Here is a 23,514-nt window from a genome sequence, read left to right on the forward strand (position 1 = left end):
GACGCAGCAATCCACGGCAGGCCGTGCCGCCGCCCGCGCACGGCGTCCCGTCGGTGTGCAAGGCGAGGTGCGGCCGGTACAGTCCAGTGGCGTGACCACACGGCTTGCGGACATCGCTGCGCAGGCGGGGGTGAGCGAAGCGACCGTCAGCCGCGTCCTCAACGGGAAGCCGGGCGTCGCCGCCACCACCCGCCAGTCCGTGCTCGCCGCGCTGGACGTGCTCGGCTACGAGCGTCCGGTACGGCTGCGACAGCGCAGCGAGGGCCTGGTGGGCCTGATCACCCCGGAGCTGGAGAACCCGATATTCCCGGCCCTCGCCCAGGTCATCGGCCAGGCCCTGACCCGGCAGGGCTACACCCCGGTGCTCGCCACCCAGACCCCGGGCGGGTCGACGGAGGACGAGCTGACCGAGATGCTGGTGGACCGCGGGGTGGCGGGGATCATCTACGTCTCCGGGCTGCACGCCGACACCACCGCCGACATGCAGCGCTACGAGCGGCTGCGGGCGCAGGGCGTGCCGTTCGTCCTGGTGGACGGGTTCTCGCCGAAGGTGCAGGCGCCGTTCATCTCCCCCGACGACCGGGCGGCGATGACGCTCGCGGTGACCCACCTGGTGTCGCTGGGCCACACCCGGATCGGGCTGGCGCTCGGCCCGAAGCGGTTCGTGCCCGTGCAGCGCAAGATCGAGGGTTTTGTACGCGTCATGCAGGACCAGTTGGGACTGGCCGCCGAGACGGTCGAGACCGAGCTGATCCAGCACTCGCTGTACACCCTGGAGGGCGGCCAGGCGGCCGCGACCTCGCTGATCGGGCGGAAGTGCACGGCCGTGGTGTGCGCGAGCGACATGATGGCGCTCGGTGCGATACGGGCGGCCCGGCAGCTGGGTCTGGAGGTGCCGCGGGACGTGTCGGTGGTGGGCTTCGACGACTCCCCGCTGATCGCCTTCACCGACCCGCCGCTGACCACGGTCCGCAAGCCGGTCCCGGCGATGGGCCAGGCCGCGGTGCGCACGCTGCTGGAGGAGATCGGCGGGACGCCGGCGCCGCACAGCGAATTCGTGTTCATGCCGGAGCTGGTGGTGCGCGGTTCGACCGCTTCGGCACCGAATGTCCTCCGTATGTCGTAGAACGTGCGGGGTGGACCCAACCTTGGGATGATCTGGCGAGGAAGCCTTTTCTGGCAGACTCTGTGCCTATGAGTGACTCGACCGTGACAGAACCGGAAGGTCGCGAGGAGGTGGCCGTTCCGCAGGCCGTCACGGGCGAGGACAGAGAGGGTTCGCGGGTTTCCCCGCACCGGTTGCGCCGCCCGCGTCGGCCCCGGCTGTGGTTCGAGATCCTGCTCATCGCGGTGAGTTACTGGACCTACTCGCTGATCCGCAACGCGGTCCCCGAGCAGAAGGGGAAGGCGCTGCGCAACGCCGACTGGGTCTGGCGTCTCGAGCACCAGCTGGACATCGCGCTCGAAGGGTCGGTCAACCACGCCGTGAACTCGGTGACTTGGCTGATCATCGGCATGAACTACTACTACGCCACCCTGCACTTCGTCATCACGCTGGGTGTTCTGGTGTGGCTGTACCACTGGCATCCCGGCCGCTACGCGGCGACCCGGATGGTGCTGTTCGCCACCACCGGCGTGGCCCTGGTCGGCTACTACCTGTTCCCGCTCGCCCCGCCCCGGCTGATGAACGGCGGGCACTTCGTGGACACGGTCATGGTGCACCACACCTGGGGTTCGATGGCCTCGGGCGACCTGAAGCACATGTCGAACCAGTACGCGGCGATGCCCTCGATGCACATCGGCTGGTCCCTGTGGTGCGGGCTGACGATCTTCGCGCTGGCGTCCGTGCCGTGGGTGCGGGTGCTGGGCCTGCTCTACCCGGCGACGACCCTCCTGGTGATCGTTGCCACGGCCAACCACTTCTGGCTGGACGCGGTGGGCGGCGTCCTGTGCCTGGCCTTCGGTTTCGCAGTGGCCCGGCTCTGGTACGGGAGCCTGCCGTATGGTCTGCCGCGGCTGGTGCTGAGCCCGGGCCGGCGCGCCGGAGCGGCGCCCGACCGCGTGGAAGCTCAGCTCCCGTCCGCGTAGAACAGGTCCTGTACGACCGTGCGCGCCCTTCGGGTCGTACGGCGGTAGGCGTCCAGCATGTCCCCGGCGTGCCCGGCGCCGTAGCCCAGATAGCGGCCGACCGCCGCCAGCTCGCGGGGCTCCGTGGGGAAGGTGTCCCCCGCCCGGCCGCGGACCAGCATGACCGCGTTGCGCACCCGGGTGGCCAGCACCCAGGCCTCGTCGAGTACGGCCGCGTCCTCGGCGGCGATCAGGCCGGCCGCGTGGGCGTGGGCCAGGGCCTCGCGGGTGCGGGTGGTGCGCAGGCTGCGCTCGTGCCAGCCGTGCCGCATCTGGATCAGCTGGACGGTCCACTCGACGTCGGACAGACCGCCGGGGCCCAGCTTGGTGTGCAGCCTGGGGTCGGCGCCGCGCGGCAGCCTCTCGGCCTCCATGCGCGCCTTCAGCCGGCGGATCTCACGGACGGCGTCGTCGCCCAGGCCACGCTCCGGATAGCGCAGCGGGTCGATCAGCTCGGTGAAGCGGCGGCCCAGGTCCTCGTCCCCGGCGACCGGCTCGGCCCGCAGCAGCGCCTGTGACTCCCACACCAGGGACCAGCGGCGATAGTAGGCCTCGTACGACTTCAGGGTGCGCACCAGCGGCCCGGACTTGCCCTCGGGGCGCAGGCCCGCGTCGATGAGCAGCGGCGGGTCGGCGCTCGGCAGTTGCAGCAGGCGGCGCATCTGCTCGACGACCTTGTTCGCGGCCTCCGCGGCCTCCTGCTCGGCCACGCCGTCCTGCGGCTCGTGCACGAACAGCACGTCGGCGTCGGAGCCGTAGCCCAGCTCGTGGCCGCCGAAGCGGCCCATCCCGATGATCGCGAACCGGGTCGGCAGGGTGTCGCCCCAGCCGTCGCGGACCACCGCGCGCAGGGCGCCCGCGAGGGTCGCCGCCGTCAGGTCGGAGACCGCGGCACCGACCCGGTTCACCAGGGCGCCCTGGTCGGGCTCGGCGGGGCTGGTCTCGGTGCCGTAGGAGGAGACGATGTCCCCGGCCGCCGTGCGGAACAGCTCGCGGCGGCGGACCCCGCGGGCCGCGGTGACACCCTGCGCGGCGTTCTCCGCGCGGCCCACCGCGGCGAGGACCTCCTGCTCCAGCTGGGCGCGGTCGCGCGGCTCCAGGCCGCCGCCCGTGCCGGTGGTGCCGTCGCCGAGCAGGGCCACCGCCTCCGGGTTGCGCATGAGGAGGTCGGGGGCGAGGCGGCCCGCCGACAGGACGCGGGCCAGGTTCTCGGCCGCCGCGCCCTCGTCCCTGAGCAGCCGGAGGTACCAGGGGGTCTTGCCGAGGGCGTCGGAGACGTTGCGGAAGTTGAGCAGGCCCGCGTCCGGGTCCGCGGAGTCGGCGAACCAGCCGAGGAGGACGGGCAGGAGGGTGCGCTGGATGGCCGCCTTGCGGGTCACGCCGGAGGCGAGGGCCTCCAGGTGGCGCAGGGCCGCGGCCGGGTCGGCGTAGCCGAGGGCGACCAGGCGTTCGCGGGCCGCCTCCGCGCTCAGTCTGGCCTCGCCGGGGGCCAGTTGGGCCACTGCGGCGAGCAGCGGGCGGTAGAAGAGCTTCTCGTGCAGGCGGCTGACGACACCCGTGTGCCGCCGCCACTCGCGCAGCAGCTCGACCACCGGGTCCGTGCGCAGGCCCAGCGAGCGGCCCAGGCGGCGCAGGTCGGCCTCGCCCTCGGGGACGAGGTGGGTGCGGCGCAGCCGGTAGAGCTGGATGCGGTGCTCCATGGAGCGCAGGAAGCGGTACGCCTCGTCGAGGCGGGCGGCGTCCTCGCGGCCTACGTAGCCCCCTGCGGCGAGGGCCTGGAGGGCGTCGAGGGTGGTGCCGCTGCGGAGGGAGAGATCGGTGCGGCCGTGCACCAACTGCAGGAGCTGGACCGCGAATTCGACGTCCCTGAGGCCGCCCGGGCCCAGTTTGAGTTCGCGTTCGATGTGGGCTGCGGGGATGTTCTCCACGACCCTGCGGCGCATTTTCTGTACGTCGGCCACGAAGTTCTCGCGTTCGGCCGCCTTCCAGACGAGGGGTTCGAGCGCGTCGACGTACGCCTGTCCCAGGGGGATGTCCCCGGCTACCGGGCGGGCCTTGACGAGTGCCTGGAACTCCCAGGTCTTGGCCCAGCGTTGGTAGTAGGCGAGGTGGCTGCTGAGGGTGCGGACGAGGGGGCCGTTGCGGCCCTCGGGGCGGAGGTTGGCGTCGACCGGCCAGATCGAGCCCTCGATCGTGGATTCCGAACAGATCCGCATCATGTGCGAGGCCAGCTTTGTCGCGGACTTCAGGGCCTTGCCCTCGTCTGCGCCTTCGGCGGCCTCTGCTACGAAGATCACGTCCACGTCCGAGACGTAGTTCAGCTCGTGGCCGCCGCACTTGCCCATCGCGATCACCGCGAGGCGGCAGGCTGCGGTGTCGGCGGGGGCGGCCGCCTGCGCTATGGCCAGCGCTGCGCGGAGGGTGGCGGTCGCCAGGTCTGCCAGTTCGGCCGCGGTCTCCGCGACGTCCGTTGTTCCGCACACGTCTCTGGCCGCGATCGACAGCAGGCAGCGGCGGTAGGCCACGCGGAGGGAGACGGGGTCGGTGGCCTCGGCCAGGCCGCGCTCGAACTCCTCCACGCCGGGGTGCAGGTCCCTGGGCTCGTACATGACCAGGGCGTGCCAGTCGCTCGGGTGGCGGGTCAGGTGGTCGGCCAGGGCGGCGGAGGCGCCGAGGACGCCGAGGAGGCGGTCGCGCAGGGGCTTGGCCGCGGTCAGGGTGTCCAGCAGCTCGCGGCGGGCCGTGGGGGCGGGCTGGGCCTCCAGGAGGCGGACCAGGCCGTGCAGGGCGAGGTCGGGGTCGGCGGTGGCGCCCAGGGCCTCCAGGAGGACCGGGTCGTCCCGGACCGGGGCCAGCTCTGCGCTGTCGAGGAGCCGCTCGGCTGCGGACGGGTCCGTGAAGCCGTGTCGCAGCAGTCGCGTGAAGGTGCTGCTCCTGCGCCCCGGCGTCATCCGCGGCCTCCCCTGGATCTCGGTCGTCCTGGGCTGAGCCTAACCGGAGAGGGCGGTTGTGGCTCTGGTGGCTTCGGGTGCGGTTGCCTGCGGCGGCCTGTGCGGGTGCGTGGTGGGGTGCGCCTGTGCCTGCGGCGGCCTGTGCGGGTGCGTGGTCGGCTGCGGCCGTGCCTGCGGCGGCCTGCTCGGGTGCGTGGTCGGCTGCGCCCGTGCCTGCGGCGGCCTGCTCGGGTGCGTGCTGGGGTGCGCCCGTGCCTGCGGCGGCCTGCTCGGGTGCGTGGTCGGTTCGGTTGCGCCCAGAGGGGTGGGTGAGTCGGGGCCGCGTCGGGTGGTGTCCGTCCTCGGTCCGGCGGACGGTTTGCTGAGGGGTGGTCGGAGTGTGCGCCGGCCGCTGCGGGCGGACACCACCCGACACGTCCCCTTCCCGCCGTGCGCGGCTGCGGCCTCGAGGGGCGAAACCCTCGCCATGGGCCGGGCGGACTTTCGTGCTTTCGGTGGCACCGGACACCGTTTTCGGCTTCGGTAAGGGGGAGCCGTTCAGCCGGACGCGGTGGCGGTTGCGGTGACGAAGGAGTCGGTTCATGGAGATGACGCTCGAAGTGATCCTGCTGCCCGTGTCCGATGTGGACCGGGCCAAGGAGTTCTACCGGGACAAGGTGGGATTTCACGTGGACCTCGACGGTGAGGTGATGGAGGGCGTGCGGATCGTGCAGCTCACACCGCCCGGGTCCGGGTGTTCCATCGCCCTTGTCGACGGGTTGCAGGTGCCTACGGGGACGCCTCGGCCGGGGACGTATCACGGGATGCAGCTGTGCGTGACGGATGCCAAGGCCGCGTACGAGGAACTGACCGCGCGAGGGCTCGAGGTGAGCGAGCCGGTGCAGTTCGCGCCTCAGGACGGGGCCACCTTCATGTACTTCAAGGACCCTGACGGGAACGGGTGGGCCATCCAGGAGTACAAGCGGCGGGCCACTGAACCGCTGCATCAGGTGCTCGCCGGACTGGCCCACCGGGACGAGTAGTTCACGTGGTCTTCATCCGCCGGGTTGAGTGACGTGGGACGGGGGAATATCGGCGTGCGCATGCTCTGTCCGCACCGCCAACCCCGCCCCTCTCCCCGGAGGTTGATGTGTCCGGCAGTTCCGTATACCGCCGTGCCCGCACGGTCGTGGCGTCCGCGGCGGCCTTCGCCGCGGCCGCGTTCGGCGTGTGGACCGGGCTCGGTGGTGAGACCGCGCACGCCGCGGGCGCCGTCCCCAGCCCGGACCACGTGGTTGTCGTGGTCTTCGAGAACCACGCCTACAGCCAGGTCATCGGCTCCTCCAGCGCCCCGTACATCAACTCGCTCAAGTCCGGCGGCGCCAACCTCACCCAGTCCTACGCCATCACCCACCCGAGCCAGCCCAACTACCTCGCGCTGTTCTCCGGCTCCACCCAGGGCATCACGGACGACAGCTGCTACACCCCGGGCTTCTCCTCGGCCGCGAACCTGGCCTCCGAGCAGCTTGCCGCGGGCCGCACCTGGGCCAGCTACAACGAGTCGCTTCCCAGCCAGGGTTCGACCACGTGCAGCAGCGGCAAGTACGCGCGCAAGCACAACCCGTGGTTCGCCTTCAGCAACGTGCCGACGTCGAGCGCCAAGACGTTCGCGCAGTTCCCGACCGACTACTCGACGCTGCCTCAGATGTCGTTCGTCGTCCCCAACCTGTGCAGCGACATGCACGACTGCTCGGTGTCGACCGGTGACACCTGGCTGAAGAACAACCTGGGTGCCTACGCCACCTGGGCCAAGACCCACAACAGCCTGCTCGTCGTCACCTTCGACGAGGACAACCGGCTCAGCGGCAACCGCATCCCGACGGTGCTGTACGGGCAGCCGGTCGCGGCCGGGTCCAGCTCCTCCACGACGTACAACCACTACGACCTGCTGCGCACGCTGGAGGACACGCAGGGCCTGACGACCCACGCGGGCAACGCGGCCTCCGCCCAGGACATCACCGGCGTCTGGGCGCCCTGACGTGTACGTAGCGGACAGCCGCGCCAGCACCCCGAGTGCGCCGGCGTCCGCGGACGGTGCCGCCCGGTCTTCGGCCGGGCGGCGCCGCGCCGTGGTCGCCCCTACGGTGATCGCCCTCGGCACCGTCAGCCTGGTCACCGACGTGTCGTCCGAGATGGTCACCGCGGTGCTCCCGCTCTACCTGGTGGCGGGGCTCGGCCTGTCGCCGCTGGGCTTCGGACTGCTCGACGGGATCTACAACGGCTTCTCGGCGCTCGTGCGCCTGGCCGGCGGGCACCTCGCCGACCGGGGCGGCGGACGGCACAAGTGGGTGGCCGGGTTCGGTTACGGCATCTCGGCGCTGTGCAAGCCGTTGCTGCTGGTCGCCCACTCGCTCACCCCCATCGGGCTGGTCCTTGCCGCCGACCGCACGGGAAAGGGGCTGCGCACGGCCCCGCGTGACGCGCTGATCTCGCTGTCCAGCACGCCGGAGAACCGGGGGCGCGCCTTCGGAGTGCACCGGGCGATGGACACCGCGGGTGCTCTGCTCGGGCCGCTGGTGGCGTTCCTGATCCTGCGGGCCACGGTGGACGGATACGACGCGGTGTTCACCGTCAGCTTCTGCGTGGCCGTGCTCGGGGTGCTGGTGCTGGTGCTCTTCGTGCCGGGCGGTCGTCAGCAGGGGGCCGAGGAGGCTCGTCCCACCGTGCGCGCCGCCGTGGGACTGCTCCGCCGCCGCGACCTGCGCCGGATCACCGTCTGTGCCCTGCTGCTGGGCCTGGCCACGGTCAGCGACTCCTTCGTCTACCTGCTGCTGCAGCGGCGCCTGGGGGTCCCCGACCGCTGGTTCGCGCTGCTGCCGCTCGGCACGGCGGCCGCGTTCCTGCTGCTGGCGATCCCGCTCGGCCGGCTCGCGGACCGGGTGGGCCGGTGGACCGTCTTCCTGGCCGGTCACGGAGCCCTGCTCGTCGCGTACGCGCTGCTGCTCACCTCCTGGCACGGCACGGCTCTGCCGTACCTCGTCCTGGCCCTGCACGGCGGCTTCTACGCGGCCACCGACGGGGTGCTGATGGCAGCCGCCTCGGAGGGCGTGCCGGAGGCGCTGCGCTCGTCCGGTCTGGCCGTCGTACAGACCGGGCAGGCGCTGGCCCGGTTCGCCTGCTCGCTGCTGTTCGGCGCGGCCTGGACGGTGTGGGGCGACCGTGCGGCGCTGGCCGGGGCGGCGGGGGCGCTGGTCGCCTGTGCAGTCTTCTCACTCGTCGTCCGCCCGAAAGGCACCGTCACCGCATGACCGTACGCACCCGCATCCTGATCCTGCTCTCGGCCGTCACCGCGCTGGCGGCGGTCGGGGTGGCGTCCGTCCTGCACGCGTCGGCGCGGGCGGACCGCCGCGACCACACGCAGGCGGGCGGCCCGAAGGTCACGGCGGGCACGGTGGCCCTGACCGGGCACGGCCGCATGGTGTTCCGCAACATGGCGTGGGGCCCGCACCGGGATGAGCTGACGACGGTCCCGGCGGACGATCCGTCCGGACCGCGCACCGCCTCGGGCGTCAAGTGCCTGCGGTTCTACGCCGCCTCGGGCACCGGAGTGTGCCTGCAGGCGGTGCACGGCCCGGTCTCGGACACCTACCGCGCCCTGATCCTGGACTCCCGCCTGCGTACTCGGGATCGCTACGACGTCCCGGGCATCCCCTCCCGTGCCCGGGTCTCCCCCACCGGGCACTTCGCCGCCTGGACGGCGTTCGTGGGCGGTGACTCGTACGCCGGTACGAACTTCTCCACGCGTGCAGCGATCGTGGACACCCGCACGGGTGAGCTGATCCCGTCCCTGGAGGCCTTCCGGATCGTCAAGGACGGTCATCCGTACCGTGCGGCGGACGCCAACTTCTGGGGCGTGACGTTCGCTTCGGACGACCGCACGTTCTACGCGACGCTGGGGACCAAGAGGAGCACCTATCTGGTCCGGGGCGACCTGCGCACGCGCACGGTCACCACCCTGCACCCGAACGTCGAATGCCCGTCCCTCTCCCCCGACGGCACCCGCATCGCCTACAAGAAGCGGGTCAAGGGCCTGCCCAAGGACGCCCCCTGGCATCTGTACGTCCTCGACCTGCGCACGATGCGCGAGACTCCGCTGGCCGAGCCGAGGAGCGTGGACGACCAGGCGGTGTGGAAGGACGCCCGTACGATTGTGTACGCCCTGCCCGGCGACTACGGCGCGGACCTGTACGAGGTCCCGGCGGACGGGTCGGGGCGGGCGCGACGGATCAGTACGGCGGCGGTGTCTCCCGCGTATCTGCGCTGAACGCGGTCACAGTAGGGACATGGACGACAGGAACCTTCTGGCCCGAGGCCGGGTCGCGACCAGGCTGCCCGCCCAGGACCTGGACCGCGCGCGCCGTTTCTACGCCGAGGTGCTCGGCCTGGAGCCGGTCGACGAACGCCCCGGCGGGCTGCTGTACCGGTGCGGGGGCACGGACTTCGTCGTGTTCCGGTCGACGGGGTCGTCTCCGGGCACCTTCACGCAGATGGCCTGGGAGGTCGAGGACATCGAGGCGGTCGTGGCGGAGCTGCGGCGGCGCGGGGTGGCCTTCGAGGAGGTCGACCTGCCCGGCATGCGCACGCGGGACGGCATCGCCGAGATCGAGGGGAACTACCCCAGCAAGGGCGCCCGGGGCGAGCGCGCCGCCTGGTTCCGGGACAGCGAGGGCAACCTGATGGGCATCGGCGAGCCGATCCGCTGACCGGCCCGCCGGCCCGGGTCAGCCGGTGCAGCCTTGGACGGGGACCGGCCCGCCGCAGTTGTCCGGGACGTTGTTGCGTACCGTGCTGCCGTTCAGCGCCACTGTGCCAGAGAGGTTGTAGATACCTCCGCCGCTGCCGGGGCCGCCGGTCGCGGTGTTGCGCTGCACCGTGGAGCGGGTCAGCGTTGCTGTGGCTTGGTTGTAGATACCGCCGCCTTGGAACGCCGTGTTGCGCTGCACCGTGGTGCGGGTCATTGTCAGCGTGCCGTTGTTGAAGATGCCGCCGCCTAGGGTCGCCGTGTTGCCCTGCACCGGGGAGTCCGTCAGCGTGAGCACGCCAAAGCTGTGGTTGCTGATGCCGCCGCCGAAGCCGCCGATGCTGCTGATGGTGTTGCCGCTCACCGAGGAGTGGTCCAGCGTCGCCGTGCCGGTGTTGTCGATGCCGCCGCCGAAGCCGGAGGTGTTCTCGCTCATGCTGTTGTTGCTCACCGTGGAATTGCGGAGCTGCAGCACACCGCCATTTTGGATGCCGGCGCCCACGCCGGCGGAGCTGAGAATGTGGTTGCCGCTCACCGTGGTGTGGTCCAGCACCAGCGTGCTTCCGCTTTCGTTTTCGACACCGCCGGCCTCGCCGTTGGTGATGGTGAGCCTGACGATCCGTACCTGGGAACTGTTGGCAACCCTCACCGTGCGGAATCCGGCTCCGGCGCCGTCGAGGACCGCGCTTCCCTGGCCTGTCAAGGTCAGGTCCTTGTTGATGACGAAGTTGCCGACACAGGTTCCCCTCACCACCAGCGTTGCTCCCGACGGAGCGCTGTCGATCGCACCCTGCAGGTCGTCGGCAGGACAGTTCACCACGGTGATCTGGGCGGCCGCGGTCGGCGCCGCCCCGGCCAGGCCGGCCGCCCCCGCCATCGCCGCCACCACCGCCGTCGGCATCCCCCGGTGCCACACCGCCCGAGCTCCTCGCATGAGCATCCGTCGTCTCCCGTCCATGTGCGGGGACACGCCCGCCGGCCCTGCCCCGCTGTCGTTCTCCCGCAGGCGGCCCAAGCGCCCACGCTCGGAAGAACTGGTGCCCTCCCGGGGCGGACGGGGCGCCGGAGGTGAGCCGGCATGCCCCCGGACGGTCGGAAACAATGACCGGCATGGCTCACAGACGGCAGCCCAGGCGTAGTGAGACGCGGCAGGAAGTGACGTTGACCAGCCCGGCCGGAACAGTGGGCGCACGCTTCGGTTGCGGTCGGCAGGGCGGTCAGGGAGAGGGATCCTGCCTCTGTTCCTGACCGCCCAGGGGGTGGATGGGTGGACTTCTTCCGTGTGCGGTTGTGTGATGGGCGGGCAGGAACTGCCGCCGGTTGTCCGTCAGTTGCAGAAGTTGAGGAGGTCGAGGATGCCGTCGCCGCACGCGTTTTCGTCCCCGCCGCCGTGGCCGTAGGCTGGGGCGGCCTTTGTGGCGACGTGCGTGGCGGGCGTCGCGGCCGCGGCGGATGTGGCAGTTGCCATCCCCGCCGCACACGCGATGCCCACGGCGGCACTCACCGCGAATGATCGCGGAATCCGGGAAACGGCCTTCTTGGCGAGAGGTGTAGTGATCATGAGCTCACGATGCACACCCTCCCGCGCAGCCGCTCGTCGAGCGCATCCGAGCGGGTGAGGCACCCCCGCACCCCCCTGGGCCCGGAAGACACGGCCCAGGAGCGGTGAGACGCGACGGGGCCGACGGTCCACGACCGTCGGCCCCGTCGCGTCGTTTCGGCGGGACACCCACTGACCTGCGCCTACAGCACCGGCAGGTTCTTCCGCAGCTCGAACGCCGTGACCTCGCTGCGGTACTCCTCCCACTCCTGGCGCTTGTTGCGCAGGAAGAAGTCGAAGACGTGCTCGCCGAGGGTTTCGGCGACCAGGTCGCTGCGTTCCATCAGGGTGAGGGCCTCGCCGAGGTTCTGGGGCAGGGGCTCGATGCCCATCGCGCGGCGCTCGGCGTTCGAGAGGGCCCAGACGTCGTCCTCGGCGCCCGGCGGGAGCTCGTAGCCCTCCTCGATGCCCTTGAGGCCGGCGGCCAACAGCAGCGCGTAGGCCAGGTACGGGTTCGCGCCGGAGTCGAGGGAGCGGACCTCCACGCGCGCGGAGCCGGTCTTGCCGGGCTTGTACATCGGGACGCGGACCAGGGCCGAGCGGTTGTTGTGACCCCAGCAGATGTACGAGGGGGCCTCGCCGCCGGCGCCGGCGGTGCGCTCGGAGCCGCCCCAGATGCGCTTGTAGGAGTTCACCCACTGGTTGGTGACCGCGGAGATCTCCGCCGCGTGCTTGAGCAGGCCCGCGATGAAGGAGCGGCCGACCTTGGAGAGCTGGTACTCCGAGCCGGACTCGTAGAACGCGTTCCGGTCGCCCTCGAAGAGGGACAGGTGCGTGTGCATGCCGGAGCCCGGGTGTTCGGAGAAAGGCTTCGGCATGAAGGTCGCGTGCACGCCCTGCTCCAGCGCCACCTGCTTCATGACCAGGCGGAACGTCATGATGTTGTCCGCCGTGGAGAGCGCGTCGGCGTAGCGGAGGTCGATCTCCTGCTGGCCGGGGGCGCCCTCGTGGTGGGAGAACTCGACCGAGATGCCCATGGACTCCAGCATGGTGATCGCCTGGCGGCGGAAGTCCATGCCGACGTTGGTCGGGGTGTGGTCGAAGTAGCCGGAGTTGTCCGCCGGGGTGGGACGGCTGCCGTCCAGCGGGCGGTCCTTCAGCAGGAAGAACTCGATCTCCGGGTGGGTGTAGAAGGTGAAGCCCAGGTCGGAGGTGCGGGCCAGGGCGCGCTTGAGCACGTAGCGCGGGTCCGCGAAGGACGGGGAGCCGTCCGGCATGAGGATGTCGCAGAACATGCGGGCCGTGCCGGGAGTCTCCGCGCGCCACGGCAGGACCTGGAAGGTGGACGGGTCCGGCTTGGCGATCATGTCGGACTCGTAGACCCGGGCGAAGCCCTCGATGGCGGAGCCGTCGAAGCCGATGCCCTCGTCGAAGGCCTGCTCCAGCTCGGCGGGGGCCACGGCCACGGACTTGAGGAAGCCCAGCACGTCCGTGAACCACAGGCGTACGAACCGGATGTCGCGCTCCTCCAAGGTCCGGAGCACGAACTCCTGCTGCTTGTCCATCTTCCGCTTCCCCATCCTTGCTGGTCAGGCCGCCTATCCCGAGTGCCACCGGAAGACGGTCGGGCACCCGAGCATCACACCACAACACCGTTTCGTGCGCGTTGCGGACCTTGATCGCCCGAGCGTCCTCGGCCTGAACGCCTCTCGTACCGCAGGTGTACTGCTCTGTCGCCCATCTTGCCTGCTCGCACCGACATCCGTAATGGGCGATCCGCTTCCGGTCCGCTTCCTGCGTGCGAGGAGAGCAGGAGCGGGCCCGGCGGATACGGCAGTACAGCCTCTCCGGGGCTCCGGGCGAGGCGGTCCGGCAGTTCGGCGTCAAAGCGCGTGCACGACGGCGCACCGCCCGACGGCGAGGTGTCGAAACCTCCCGCACGCGCGCGTGCGGGAGGGCGACGTCCTGGAGCTGTCCGAGCCGTACGGCGACCTCGTCGCACTTCTTCTACGAGCGTGACGCCAGGCCGGGCGCCTGCCTGGTCGACCTGGCCGACATCGCCGTGGCGGCCGGCACGCGCGCGTACCTGTGCGGCCCGCTGCCCTTCATGCGCGCGGTACGGACCCAGCTGATCGGCAAGGGCGTGGCCTCGGCCGACATCCACTACGAGGTGTTCGGGCCCGATCTGTGGCCGGCCACGCATGCCTGGAACGGCACAGAACCAGAACGGCACAGAACCAGAACCGCACAGGGCCGTCACGCGCCGAAGCGGCGTGCCCCCTCGCGGCCGATCTCCTGGTTCTTGGTCACGTACGGGCGCAGATCCTGCTCGTAGGAGGCGAAGGCCTTGCCGTGGTCGTCGCAGGCTGCGAGGTGGCGGGCGAGGGTCCGGGCGCCGATCAGGGCCTGGGAGGTGCCCATGCCGGAGGTCGGTGCGGCGCAGTAGCCTGCGTCACCCACCAGGACCACGCGGCCCTCGGACCAGTGGTCCAGGTGCACCTGGCAGGCCGAGGAGAAGTAGAAGTCGGTCGCGGCGGACATGTCCTCCAGGAGGCGGGGCACCAGCCAGCCGGCGCCGGCCATCCGGTCACGGATGACGCGCTCCTGCTCCGCACGGTCCAGCAGGTCCAGTGCCGGGGAGTCGCTGGCGAAGGACAGGCTGACGGCCGCCCGGTCCGGGTCGGCCGCGCTGAACGTGTAGACCGACCGGCCGTCGGACTGCCACAGCGCTCCCCGGTGGTCCAGGCCGAGATGGTTGGGCGAGCTGAAGCCGGCGCCCGAGAGGCCGAGGTGGCGGATCGCCTCGGAGTGCGGGGCGAAGACCAGGCGGCGCACCACGGAGTAGATCCCGTCGGCGCCGACCACCAGGTCGTACGTGTCCGGCTCGGCCCGCTCGAAGCCGACCCGGACGCCGTTCGCGTCCTGTTCGAGGCGGTTGATCGAGTCGTCGAAGACGTAGCGCACCCTCTGAGCCGTGTGCTCGTGGAGAATGCGGGTCACCGCGCGTTTGGGGACCTCCAGCTCCCCGGCGAAGGTCTCGGCCGGCAGCTCACCGACGCGGTCGCCGTCGGCGCCCAGCAGGTCGGTGCCGGTCATCCCGGTCGCGTGCGCGCGGACCTCCTCCAGGATGCCCAGCTCCTCGAGCACCTCGAAGGCCGGTCCCCGGAAGTCGACGGCGTAGCCGCTGTCGCGCAGGGCCGGGGCGCGCTCGACGACGGTCACCTCGTGGCCGTCGCGGTGCAGGAACCAGGCCAGGGCGGGTCCGGCGACGCTCGCGCCGGAGATCAGGATCTTCATCACGTTCCCCCGTTTGTCGATCCGTTTGTCGATCCACTTGTCGACATGCGGAGGCCTCAGCTTTCATGAGGCCGACGTTGTTGATCAAGCGAACTTTCGGCCACGCGGCCGAGCGCCCAGAGGATCCGCAGGGCCAGGTCGGTGGAGCGCGGCAGCCGGGTACCGCGAGGGTAGGTAATGCGCATTCCGGGTTCAGCTTCTCCGTTTGTCGTGCCCTCCCTGCGGAAGAGCGCACCCCGCGGATTACGATCAGCGAGCCTCACCGTCCCCGTCTCTTTCCCCCAGAAGGACACGCCTCATGGGTTCCGGCAAGAACAGCAGCAACGCGGCGCGCAAGGCGCGCATAGAGGAGATGCGGCGCGCCGAACGTGCCCGCGAGCGCCGCAACCGGGTGCTCACCATCGCCGCGAGTGCCGTGGTCGTCGTCGGCCTCGTGGTCGGCGGTGTGGTGCTCGTGCACTCGCAGTCGGACAACTCCGGCAAGAACGACTCGACCGCGAGCAGCGACGCCAAGGGCTCCTCCGGGGACTCCGGGCACTTCACCACCGGCAAGGACGGGGTGCAGACCTGGTCCGGCAAGCTGGCGCGGACGCATGTGACGACCAAGGTGTCGTACCCGATGCACCCGCCGGTCGGCGGCAACCACAACCCGGTGTGGCTCAACTGCAACGGCGACGTCTACACCGAGCCGGTGCAGGACGAGAACGCCGTGCACGCGCTGGAGCACGGCGCGGTCTGGGTGACGTACACCGACAAGGCGAGCAAGGCCGACGTGGACGCGCTCACGGCCAAGGTGAAGAAGACGCCGTACTCGCTGATGAGCCCGTACGAGAACCAGGACGCCCCGCTGATCCTGTCGGCCTGGGGCCACCAGGTGACGGTGAAGAGCGCGAGCGACCCCGAGGTGGACAAGTTCTTCGCCGCCTATGTGAACGGTCCGCAGACGCCCGAGCCGGGTGCCTCCTGCACCGGCGGGGTCATGAAGTGAGGCGGCAGCACATCGGCTGGGTGGCGGGCGCCGCGGCGGCGGTGCTCGTCGCGGCCGGGGCGATCACGTACGCGGTCGCCGAGGACGGCGGATCGGGCCCGAATACGCCCGCGGCCGAGTCGGCCGACGCCGGGTTCGCGCGGGACATGGCCGTCCACCACCAGCAGGCCGTCGAGATGTCGTACATCGTGCGGGACCGTACGAAGAACGAAGAGGTGCGGCTGCTCGCCTACGACATCGCGCAGACGCAGGCCAACCAGCGCGGGATGCTGCTGGGCTGGCTGGATCTGTGGGAGCTGCCGAAGGTGTCGGCCGAGTCGCCGATGACCTGGATGGGCATGGGCGACATGGCCTCCGGCAAGGACGGCGCGCTGATGCCGGGCATGGCCACGAACACCGAGCTGAACAAGCTCCGGTCGCTGAGCGGGAAGCAGGCGGAGATCCTCTATCTCCAGCTGATGACGGACCATCACAAGGGCGGTATCCACATGGCCGAGGGCTGTGTGGCGAAGTGCACCGTCGGGGTGGAGAAGCGGCTCGCGCAGGGCATGGTCGACGCGCAGCAGTCGGAGATCGAGCGGATGGCCGGCATGCTCAAGGAACGGGGCGCGCAACCCCGTTCGTAACACCGCTGTAAGGATGAAAGGCACAAATCGCCCCACCTTACGGTTACTTGAGCTTCTCTTGACTTTCACGTTCCCCTGGCATGAACGGTTCATCGAAAGAGTGGCCCCCATCGTGTGATCCATTCGCGGGCCTACGCCGCCGCGGGCCCGCGCCGGGATCCACGACGTACCGACCACTACATGCATGCGAACCGCATCGCAGGGGGTTCTATGAGATCCAACCGTGCCAAGGCGCGCGCCGGTGTGAGCATGGCAGCGACACTGCCCATGATCGCCGGTGCTCTGGCGCTCGGCATACCCGCGGCGCACGCCGCGGACACCCCGGCCCGTGACGCGCTGGCGGGCACCAAGCCCGCCTGGGCCACGGCCACGGCGGACAAGGGTGCCACGGCCGACAACGCGCAGGTCAAGGCCCGGGTGTACCTGGCCGGCCGGGACCGGGCCGGACTCGCCGCCTACGCCAAGGCCGTGTCCGACCCCAGCTCGCCGCTGTACGGCAAGTACCTGAACGCCAAGAAGACCGAGGCCCGCTTCGGGGCCACCAAGGCCCAGGTGGCCGCGGTCAAGTCCTGGCTGACGTCGGCCGGGCTCCAGGTCACCGAGGTCACCTCGCACTACGTCGCCGTCTCCGGTGACGTCGCCGCCGCCGAGAAGGCGTTCGGCACCCAGCTGCACAACTTCACCAAGGGGTCGAGGACCTACCGCGCCCCGGCGAAGACCGCCTCGGTGCCGGCCGGTCTGAAGGGCGCCGTCCTGACCGTCACCGGCCTGGACAACGCGCCGCACAAGTCGACCCACGACGAGCAGCTGCCGCCCCCGGACGCCGTGTTCAAGAACTCCGGGCCGTTCTCCTCGTACTTCGGCTCGAACATCGCGACCACGCTGCCCGACGCGTACGGCCAGAAGATCCCGTACGCGATCAAGGGCTACACCGGCAAGCAGCTGCGTGCCGCCTACGGCGCGGGCGACTACACCGGCAAGAACGTGCGCATCGCGATCACCGACGCGTACGCCTCGCCGACCATCGCCTTCGACGCGGGCAAGTACGCGCTGAAGAACGGTGACGCGGCCTGGAAGACCGGCCAGCTGCACCAGGCGCTGCCGAAGAACTACACCAAGACCAAGGAGTGCGGCGCGGCCGGCTGGTACGGCGAGGAGACCCTCGACGTCGAGGCCGTACACGCGGTCGCGCCGGACGCCGACGTCACCTACGTGGGCGCCGCGTCCTGCTACGACGACGACCTGCTCGACTCGCTCAGCAAGATCGTCGACAACCACCTGGCCGACATCGTCTCCAACTCCTGGGGCGACACCGAGGCCAACCAGACGCCGGACCTCGCGGCCGCCTACGACCAGGTCTTCCAGCTGGGCGCGGTGCAGGGCATCGGCTTCTACTTCTCCTCCGGTGACAACGGCGACGAGGTCGCCAACACCGGCACGAAGCAGGTCGACACCCCGGCCAACTCGGCGTGGGTGACCGCGGTCGGCGGTACCTCGCTGGCCGTCGGCAAGGGCGACACGTACCAGTGGGAGACCGGCTGGGGCACCGAGAAGGCGACCCTGTCGGCCGACGGCAAGAGCTGGACGAACTTCCCCGGCACGTTCACCTCGGGCGCGGGCGGCGGCACCAGCAAGACGGTGGCGCAGCCGTACTACCAGAAGGGCATCGTCCCGGACACGCTCGCCAAGGCGAACAACGCCGCCGGCAACCGCGTCGTCCCGGACATCGCGGCCATCGCCGACCCGAACACCGGCTTCCTGGTCGGCCAGACCCAGACCTTCCCGGACGGCACCGAGCAGTACAGCGAGTACCGCATCGGCGGCACCTCGCTGGCCGCCCCGGTGATCGCCGCGGTCCAGGCCCTGGCCCAGGAGGCGCACGGCGGCAAGGCGCTCGGCTTCGCCAACCCGGCGATCTACGCCAAGTACGGCAAGAAGGGCGTCTTCCACGACGTCACGGACAACCCGACCGGCTCCGGCCTGGCGGTGGCCCGTATCGACTTCGTGAACGGCCTCGACGCCTCCGGCGGCCTCGCGACCTCGGTCCGCAGCCTCGGCAAGGACAGCTCGCTGTCCGCGGTGAAGGGCTACGACGACGTCACCGGCGTGGGCTCGCCCGCGAACGGCTACGTCCAGTCGTACCGTCGTCACTGATCCGCTGACGCGGTAGGCACGGCAGGGGGCGTGGGGTACTCAACACTCCACGCCCCCCATCGCGTCGCTCTGACGATTACACTGGGCCGGTGCCTCCGTTGAACTTCTGGTCGATCTATCAGCATGGCTTCGCACGCGTCGCCGCATGTACGGGCCACACCGTCATCGCGGATCCGCCCGCGAACGCCGAAGCGGTCCTGCGCCACGCACGCCGGTGCGCCGGGGAGGGGGTCGCCGTCGCCGTCTTCCCGGAGATGGTGCTGTGCGGCTACTCGATCGAGGACCTGCTGCTGCAGGACGCGCTGCTCGACCAGGTCGAGGAGGCGCTCCAGGAGGTGGTGGCCGGGTCGGCGGAGCTGCTGCCGGTCCTGGTCGTCGGCGCCCCGCTGCGCCACCGCAACCGGGTCTACAACTGCGCGGTGATCGTGCACCGCGGCCGGATCCTCGGTGTGGTCCCCAAGTCATACCCGCCGAACTACCGCGAGTTCTACGAGCGCCGGCAGATCGGCGACGGCGCGGACGAGCGCGGCGGCTCGATCCGCGTCAACGGCGAGGCAGTCCCCTTCGGCGTGGACCTGCTGTTCGCGGCCGAGGACCTTCCCGGTCTCGTCCTCCACGCGGAGATCTGCGAGGACATGTGGGTACCGGTGCCGCCCAGCGCGGAGGCGGCCCTCGCCGGTGCGACCGTCCTCGTCAACCTTTCCGGCAGCCCGATCACGGTCGGGCGGGCCGAGGACCGCAAGCTGCTGTGCCGCTCGGCGTCCGCCCGCTGCCTCGCCGCGTACGTCTACGCGGCGGCCGGCCTCGGCGAGTCGACCACCGACCTGTCCTGGGACGGCCAGGCCATGGTGTACGAGAACGGCGTGCTGCTGGCCGAGACCGAACGGTTCCCGCTCGGCGACGAGTACGCGGTGGCCGACGTGGACCTCGACCTGCTGCGGCAGGAACGGCAGCGGATGGGCACGTTCGACGACAACCGCCGTACGCACCGCGCGCGGACCAGCGACTTCCGCACGGTCGGCTTCGATCTCAACCCGCCGCTCACCGACCTGGGGTTGCGCCGTCGCCTGGAGCGCTTCCCGTTCGTGCCGGCCGACCCCGACCGCCTCGCCCTGGACTGCTACGAGGCGTACAACATCCAGGTCGAGGGCCTCCAGCAGCGCCTCGCGGCGATCGGCGGCCCGAAGGTGGTCATCGGGGTGTCCGGCGGCCTGGACTCCACGCACGCGCTGATCGTCGCCGCCCGCGCGATGGACCGCGCGGGCCGCCCGCGCAGCGACATCCTGGCCTGGACCCTGCCCGGCTTCGCCACCAGCGACCACACCAAGGACAACGCCCACAAGCTGATGAACTCGCTCGGCGTCACCGCGGCCGAGCTGGACATCACGCCGACCGCACGGCTGATGCTGCAGGAGATGAACCACCCGTTCGCCTCCGGCGAGCCGGAGTACGACGTCACCTTCGAGAACGTGCAGGCGGGCCTGCGCACCGACTACCTCTTCCGCCTCGCCAACCAGCGCGGCGGCATCGTGCTCGGCACCGGTGACCTGTCGGAGCTGGCGCTCGGCTGGTCCACGTACGGCGTGGGCGACCAGATGAGCCACTACAACGTCAACGGCGGGGTGCCGAAGACTCTGATCCAGCACCTCATCCGCTGGGTCATCAGCAGCGGCGAGTTCGACGAGGAGACCGGCAAGACGCTCGCCGCGATCCTCGACACGGAGATCAGTCCGGAGCTGGTGCCGGGCGAAGAGATGCAGTCGACGGAGTCGAAGATCGGCCCGTACGCGCTGCACGACTTCACGCTCTTCCACGTCCTGCGCTACGGCTTCCGGCCGTCGAAGATCGCCTTCCTGGCGTGGCACGCCTGGCACGACGCGGAGGGCGGCGCCTGGCCGCCGAACTTCCCGGAGGCCAAGCGGGTGGCGTACGACCTGGCGGAGATCCGGCGCTGGCTGGAGGTCTTCTGCCGCCGCTTCTTCGGGTTCGCGCAGTTCAAACGCTCGGCCATGCCGAACGGGCCGAAGGTCTCGGCGGGGGGTTCGCTGTCGCCGCGGGGCGACTGGCGGGCGCCGTCGGACAGTTCGGCGCGGGCCTGGCTGCGGGACCTGGCCCGGTTCGACATCCCGGAGGCGTGAGGGTGACGGCCCCCTGGGCCCCTAGTTCACCTCTTGAGCGAGGCGACGAAGGGGGCCCAGGCGGCGGCGCTGAGGATGAGGGCGGAACCGTGAGGGACCTTGGAGTCTCGGACGGGGACGAGTCCAGGGATGTTGTCGGCGACTTCGACGCAGTTGCCGCCGTCTTCGTTGCTGTAGGTCGACTTGCGCCAGAGGGCGGCGCCGGGGAAGTCGCTCGCTACCTCCACACAATCTCCGCCGCTGCCGTTGCTGTAGCTGCTCTTGAGCCAGAGCGCGTCACTCAAGTCGGTCCGGTTGCTTGCCATTTCGGTAATCCTCTGCCGCTGCCTTGATCATGGCCAGGGACGCCTCCGGTGACAGCGCGACGGCCCTGAGCCGATCGTACGACCTGCGGTACTCCTCCACGAGGGCCGGATCGTCGATGGTGTCACCGCTGTGCAGCGACTCCGTGTAGAACAGCGGCGGGGCATCAGGGAAAGTCATGATTTTCGCTGTGCCGGTCATGAAGGGATGCGTGCCGCACTTCCGCAGGACAAGCTGCGGAGTGATCCGGCGGCGCTCGGCCAACTCCACGATCCGGTCCAGCTGTTCTGCCATATCCTGAGACGGCAGGATCGGGTCGGTGATCAGCAACTCGTGCAGGATCGCCCAGTACTCCGGGGTGTGGTGGTCCCTCTCGAAGAGCTGGGCGCGCGCCATCCTGGCGCCAACTTTCTCCCCCACCTCGTCGTCGAGAGACAGCGGGTGAGTCGCCAGGACCACCGCCCGTGCGTAGGCCGGGGTTTGGAGCAATCCCGGGAAGAGGCTGGGGCACCACTCCTCGATGGTCTTGGCGTGCTTCTCCGCCTCCAGGACCTGCTCGAAGTACTGGGCATGCCCGACCCTGCGCGCCTTCCGCACATCCTCGCAACGCCGCTCGAAGAACCCGTCCGTATCCAGCACCCGATCCGCATGCCGAGCCAGATCGAGCGGCATCCGGCGCTCCCCGTGCTCAATGTCGCTGAGGTACGTCTTGCCGTAGAAGCTGCCCTCAAGGAACGCCTCCAACGACATCCCCGCAGCCTCCCTCTTCCACCGCAACTCCTTGCCGTAGAAGGTCGGGACGCTCATCGAGCCGTCAATGTCCTTGCGCCGTGCCATCGCTCACCTTCCGCTGCCCCGGTCGCGAACGCGAAACGCCTTTCACCGTACCGATCCCGACGACAGTCTGTGAGGCATTCATCACACACCGCACAGAAGGCTGCCGACCCCCATGCCCGACCGCTCCCCCACGGCCTACGACGTGACCCTCTGCGTCGAGGAACTCCGCACCGCCCTCGCCCTGCACGACATCACGCTGCCCTCCCTCCGCGTCGACCTGCCGAGCTTCGCGAGCACATACACACCGCCCGCCGGCCTCGTCGCGCTCGGGAACTGCAACACGGGTACGGCACGCGCCCTCGCCGCCGCGCTCCGGAAGACGGCGGCCGAACGATGACGCCACCCGAACTCCGCCTGCTCGCCACGCCGAAGGCAGTACCGGAACTCCGCCACCATCTCCGCGACCACGACTTCGACGTCCGTCTGTGCGCAACGGAGTTGCTGACGAACGTCATCGACCACGTCGGCGAGGGCACACCCGTGACCGTCCGGGTCATCGGCAAGCCGGAGCAGGGCCAGACGCGCATCGAGGTGACCGACCCCCATCCGCGCACCTCGCCCGTCCTGCTGTCTGCCGCAGCGACGGAGGAGTCAGGGCGGGGCATGGCTCTCGTCGACGCGCTGACCGATCGGTGGGGCGTGGAACAGGGCCCGGACCGCAAGACAGTCTGGTGCGAATTGAGAAGCTGAAGCGGCGCCGGTGGTGCCCGAGAGAGTTGCTGCCGCGCAGCACGAGCATTTCCGGATGTCAAGTGACGAGTTCTCGTGAGGTGACCTGGAGGTGTCCTGGACGTCCACTGGATGAGCCAGATGGAAACCCTCACGAGATGGAACATTCCGATGTCGAACAGCAAGCGGGACACAATATCGCCGGACGTCACAGACCGATCGACGGAAGAGAAAGCAGCAAGGCGGAAGTGGCGACACAGGGCCACAGGCGTGGCACTGATGGCGGGCCTGGCTTTCTTCGGGTTCGTGGCAGTCTCCGGGAGTGCGTCAGCTGCCCAGGACCCCGGCGACGATTATTGCCGCTCATTTGGATCGCAACCAGTCAACATCGGGTGCGGCGGCGAGTCTGGCCCAGGACACCTCGGGGGTGGGGGAGGACCGGGGGATCCCCCCATCGGACCCGATGACGGTGGGGACGGCGGAGGTCCCGGGAACGATCCCTCCGATCCTCCTTCTTGGCCTGACCCTCGTCCTATCCCACTTCCTGATCCGTGGGACCCGGACAGTGGACCGCCTGATCCCTGCGACCGACCCCATCCGAATCCGCGTAATTGCAGCGTGGTGATCGACCATTTCAATCAGCACCTCAATTCTCGCTTCTGAGGTGGCGGGCGCGGAGACGCTGATCGGGTTGCGGGCGCATCCAGGACCGCCCGCAACCCGCTGAAATCCCTGAACGGCTACCGCTTCACTGCTTCTCACCGGGAGGAGAATTCCCATGACTCACATCTCACAGACACGGCATCTTGCGATGCTCGCGGCCTCAACCGCTCTGGCTGCAGGAGGCGTGCTTCTACCCACCAGCGCATTCGCCGCCTCGGCGACGCCGCACATCGGCACCACAACCTCGATCGCAGCCCACCACGACGGTCATCACGGCCACGGTCACGGCGGCAGCGGCGATCACCACCCTGGCCGCCACGGCGAGGGCGGCAACCAGGGCCCCAAGGTCTGCTCCTGCAGCCCCTTGCCCCCTCCGGACGACTCCCCGAAGCCCTGTCCCCACCACGACCCTCCCGACTGCATCCCCCGGGTATGACCCAC

Annotated in this window: 20 protein-coding genes and 2 pseudogenes; 15 read left to right on the plus strand and 7 right to left on the minus strand. The window is 70.1% G+C overall.

Features of this window, described 5'->3' with window-relative positions; genetic code table 11:
- Nucleotides 1-91 precede the first annotated feature (91 nt).
- Together ACZ5DS_RS02560 and ACZ5DS_RS02565 are read left to right on the plus strand one after the other, a co-directional pair.
- Entirely contained in the window at nt 92-1,126 is a 1,035-nt protein-coding gene (locus ACZ5DS_RS02560; protein WP_468233171.1) for a LacI family DNA-binding transcriptional regulator, read from the plus strand.
- A gap of 68 nt (nt 1,127-1,194) precedes the next feature.
- On the plus strand, nt 1,195-2,088 hold the full coding sequence (locus ACZ5DS_RS02565; RefSeq protein ID WP_468233172.1) for a phosphatase PAP2 family protein: 894 nt from the start codon (nt 1,195-1,197) through the stop codon (nt 2,086-2,088).
- Here ACZ5DS_RS02565 and ACZ5DS_RS02570 read toward each other — a convergent pair.
- Nucleotides 2,070-5,078, minus strand: coding sequence for a bifunctional [glutamine synthetase] adenylyltransferase/[glutamine synthetase]-adenylyl-L-tyrosine phosphorylase (locus tag ACZ5DS_RS02570; RefSeq protein WP_468233174.1), 3,009 nt, complete (start codon nt 5,076-5,078; stop codon nt 2,070-2,072). The genes ACZ5DS_RS02565 and ACZ5DS_RS02570 overlap by 19 nt on opposite strands.
- Nucleotides 5,079-5,551: 473 nt before the next feature.
- Here ACZ5DS_RS02570 and ACZ5DS_RS02575 point away from each other — a divergent pair.
- The 6 genes and pseudogenes from ACZ5DS_RS02575 to ACZ5DS_RS02600 form a co-directional block, all read left to right on the plus strand.
- Nucleotides 5,552-5,644, plus strand: a pseudogene (locus ACZ5DS_RS02575) (pyridoxamine 5'-phosphate oxidase family protein); the annotation flags it as partial.
- 15 nt (nt 5,645-5,659) lie between these two features.
- Entirely contained in the window at nt 5,660-6,100 is a 441-nt protein-coding gene (locus ACZ5DS_RS02580; RefSeq protein ID WP_468233175.1) for a VOC family protein, read from the plus strand.
- Nucleotides 6,101-6,207: 107 nt separating this feature from the next.
- On the plus strand, nt 6,208-7,095 hold the full coding sequence (locus ACZ5DS_RS02585) for an alkaline phosphatase family protein (protein WP_468233177.1): 888 nt from the start codon (nt 6,208-6,210) through the stop codon (nt 7,093-7,095).
- 1 nt (nt 7,096) lies between these two features.
- On the plus strand, nt 7,097-8,365 hold the full coding sequence (locus tag ACZ5DS_RS02590) for an MFS transporter (protein ID WP_468233178.1): 1,269 nt from the start codon (nt 7,097-7,099) through the stop codon (nt 8,363-8,365).
- Nucleotides 8,362-9,381, plus strand: a complete 1,020-nt coding sequence (locus tag ACZ5DS_RS02595) for a TolB family protein (protein ID WP_468233179.1) — start codon at nt 8,362-8,364, stop codon at nt 9,379-9,381. The genes ACZ5DS_RS02590 and ACZ5DS_RS02595 overlap by 4 nt, the downstream gene beginning before the upstream one ends.
- 19 nt (nt 9,382-9,400) lie before the next feature.
- Nucleotides 9,401-9,820: a VOC family protein gene (locus tag ACZ5DS_RS02600; RefSeq protein WP_468233181.1), complete on the plus strand. Its 420-nt coding sequence runs from the start codon at nt 9,401-9,403 to the stop codon at nt 9,818-9,820.
- Nucleotides 9,821-9,838: 18 nt separating this feature from the next.
- Here the strand turns inward: ACZ5DS_RS02600 and ACZ5DS_RS02605 are convergent, their stop codons facing one another.
- The 3 genes from ACZ5DS_RS02605 to glnA form a co-directional block, all read right to left on the minus strand.
- Nucleotides 9,839-10,759 (minus strand): right-handed parallel beta-helix repeat-containing protein, encoded by a 921-nt coding sequence (locus tag ACZ5DS_RS02605; RefSeq protein WP_468233183.1) that lies wholly within the window; start codon nt 10,757-10,759, stop codon nt 9,839-9,841.
- 426 nt (nt 10,760-11,185) lie between these two features.
- Complete coding sequence (locus ACZ5DS_RS02610; RefSeq protein WP_468233184.1) at nt 11,186-11,419, minus strand: hypothetical protein; 234 nt, start codon at nt 11,417-11,419, stop codon at nt 11,186-11,188.
- A gap of 182 nt (nt 11,420-11,601) precedes the next feature.
- Entirely contained in the window at nt 11,602-12,963 is a 1,362-nt protein-coding gene (gene glnA / locus ACZ5DS_RS02615) for a type I glutamate--ammonia ligase (protein WP_468233186.1), read from the minus strand.
- 254 nt (nt 12,964-13,217) lie between these two features.
- Here glnA and ACZ5DS_RS02620 point away from each other — a divergent pair.
- Nucleotides 13,218-13,595: pseudogene (locus ACZ5DS_RS02620) on the plus strand (ferredoxin reductase domain-containing protein); the annotation flags it as partial.
- Between the two features lie 59 nt (nt 13,596-13,654).
- Here the strand turns inward: ACZ5DS_RS02620 and ACZ5DS_RS02625 are convergent.
- Nucleotides 13,655-14,695 carry an FAD-dependent monooxygenase gene (locus ACZ5DS_RS02625; RefSeq protein ID WP_468233187.1) on the minus strand — a complete coding sequence of 347 codons (1,041 nt, stop codon included), beginning with the start codon at nt 14,693-14,695 and terminating at the stop codon, nt 13,655-13,657.
- 298 nt (nt 14,696-14,993) lie between these two features.
- On the opposite strand from ACZ5DS_RS02625, the gene ACZ5DS_RS02630 reads away from it, so the two are divergent.
- From ACZ5DS_RS02630 to ACZ5DS_RS02645, 4 genes are all read left to right on the plus strand, one after another.
- On the plus strand, nt 14,994-15,683 hold the full coding sequence (locus ACZ5DS_RS02630) for a DUF3105 domain-containing protein (RefSeq protein WP_468233189.1): 690 nt from the start codon (nt 14,994-14,996) through the stop codon (nt 15,681-15,683).
- Nucleotides 15,680-16,309 carry a DUF305 domain-containing protein gene (locus tag ACZ5DS_RS02635; protein WP_468233191.1) on the plus strand — a complete coding sequence of 210 codons (630 nt, stop codon included), beginning with the start codon at nt 15,680-15,682 and terminating at the stop codon, nt 16,307-16,309. The genes ACZ5DS_RS02630 and ACZ5DS_RS02635 overlap by 4 nt, the downstream gene beginning before the upstream one ends.
- Before the next feature lie 210 nt (nt 16,310-16,519).
- Nucleotides 16,520-18,463: a S53 family peptidase gene (locus tag ACZ5DS_RS02640; RefSeq protein WP_468233192.1), complete on the plus strand. Its 1,944-nt coding sequence runs from the start codon at nt 16,520-16,522 to the stop codon at nt 18,461-18,463.
- An 89-nt stretch (nt 18,464-18,552) separates the two neighbouring features.
- Nucleotides 18,553-20,601: an NAD(+) synthase gene (locus tag ACZ5DS_RS02645; RefSeq protein ID WP_468233193.1), complete on the plus strand. Its 2,049-nt coding sequence runs from the start codon at nt 18,553-18,555 to the stop codon at nt 20,599-20,601.
- A gap of 26 nt (nt 20,602-20,627) precedes the next feature.
- Here ACZ5DS_RS02645 and ACZ5DS_RS02650 read toward each other — a convergent pair whose 3' ends face one another.
- The gene (locus tag ACZ5DS_RS02650; RefSeq protein ID WP_468233195.1) at nt 20,628-20,906 is read right to left on the minus strand and encodes a DUF397 domain-containing protein; all 279 of its coding nucleotides are present in this window, start codon (nt 20,904-20,906) and stop codon (nt 20,628-20,630) included.
- Entirely contained in the window at nt 20,878-21,741 is an 864-nt protein-coding gene (locus ACZ5DS_RS02655; protein WP_468233197.1) for a helix-turn-helix domain-containing protein, read from the minus strand. Before ACZ5DS_RS02655 ends, ACZ5DS_RS02650 begins: the two co-directional genes overlap by 29 nt.
- Nucleotides 21,742-21,853: 112 nt before the next feature.
- Between ACZ5DS_RS02655 and ACZ5DS_RS02660 the strand changes: the two genes are divergently transcribed.
- Both ACZ5DS_RS02660 and ACZ5DS_RS02665 read left to right on the plus strand, forming a co-directional pair.
- Nucleotides 21,854-22,078, plus strand: a complete 225-nt coding sequence (locus ACZ5DS_RS02660; protein ID WP_468233198.1) for a hypothetical protein — start codon at nt 21,854-21,856, stop codon at nt 22,076-22,078.
- Nucleotides 22,075-22,431, plus strand: coding sequence for an ATP-binding protein (locus tag ACZ5DS_RS02665; protein WP_468233200.1), 357 nt, complete (start codon nt 22,075-22,077; stop codon nt 22,429-22,431). The genes ACZ5DS_RS02660 and ACZ5DS_RS02665 overlap by 4 nt, the downstream gene beginning before the upstream one ends.
- Nucleotides 22,432-23,514 lie beyond the last annotated feature (1,083 nt).

It is taken from the genome of Streptomyces sp. NPDC031100, assembly GCF_055570785.1.

Excerpts from the sequence above, each read along its gene's own strand:
- ACZ5DS_RS02565 (WP_468233172.1), top strand. The coding sequence starts at position 1,195 with ATGAGTGACTCGACCGTGACAGAACCGGAAGGTCGCGAGGAGGTGGCC.
- ACZ5DS_RS02570 (WP_468233174.1), bottom strand. The coding sequence starts at position 5,078 with ATGACGCCGGGGCGCAGGAGCAGCACCTTCACGCGACTGCTGCGACAC.
- ACZ5DS_RS02580 (WP_468233175.1), top strand. The coding sequence starts at position 5,660 with ATGGAGATGACGCTCGAAGTGATCCTGCTGCCCGTGTCCGATGTGGAC.
- ACZ5DS_RS02595 (WP_468233179.1), top strand. The coding sequence starts at position 8,362 with ATGACCGTACGCACCCGCATCCTGATCCTGCTCTCGGCCGTCACCGCG.
- ACZ5DS_RS02600 (WP_468233181.1), top strand. The coding sequence starts at position 9,401 with ATGGACGACAGGAACCTTCTGGCCCGAGGCCGGGTCGCGACCAGGCTG.
- ACZ5DS_RS02605 (WP_468233183.1), bottom strand. The coding sequence starts at position 10,759 with ATGCCGACGGCGGTGGTGGCGGCGATGGCGGGGGCGGCCGGCCTGGCC.
- ACZ5DS_RS02610 (WP_468233184.1), bottom strand. The coding sequence starts at position 11,419 with ATGATCACTACACCTCTCGCCAAGAAGGCCGTTTCCCGGATTCCGCGA.
- glnA (WP_468233186.1), bottom strand. The coding sequence starts at position 12,963 with ATGGACAAGCAGCAGGAGTTCGTGCTCCGGACCTTGGAGGAGCGCGAC.
- ACZ5DS_RS02625 (WP_468233187.1), bottom strand. The coding sequence starts at position 14,695 with ATGAAGATCCTGATCTCCGGCGCGAGCGTCGCCGGACCCGCCCTGGCC.
- ACZ5DS_RS02630 (WP_468233189.1), top strand. The coding sequence starts at position 14,994 with ATGGGTTCCGGCAAGAACAGCAGCAACGCGGCGCGCAAGGCGCGCATA.
- ACZ5DS_RS02640 (WP_468233192.1), top strand. The coding sequence starts at position 16,520 with ATGAGATCCAACCGTGCCAAGGCGCGCGCCGGTGTGAGCATGGCAGCG.
- ACZ5DS_RS02650 (WP_468233195.1), bottom strand. The coding sequence starts at position 20,906 with ATGGCAAGCAACCGGACCGACTTGAGTGACGCGCTCTGGCTCAAGAGC.
- ACZ5DS_RS02655 (WP_468233197.1), bottom strand. The coding sequence starts at position 21,741 with ATGGCACGGCGCAAGGACATTGACGGCTCGATGAGCGTCCCGACCTTC.
- ACZ5DS_RS02660 (WP_468233198.1), top strand. The coding sequence starts at position 21,854 with ATGCCCGACCGCTCCCCCACGGCCTACGACGTGACCCTCTGCGTCGAG.
- ACZ5DS_RS02665 (WP_468233200.1), top strand. The coding sequence starts at position 22,075 with ATGACGCCACCCGAACTCCGCCTGCTCGCCACGCCGAAGGCAGTACCG.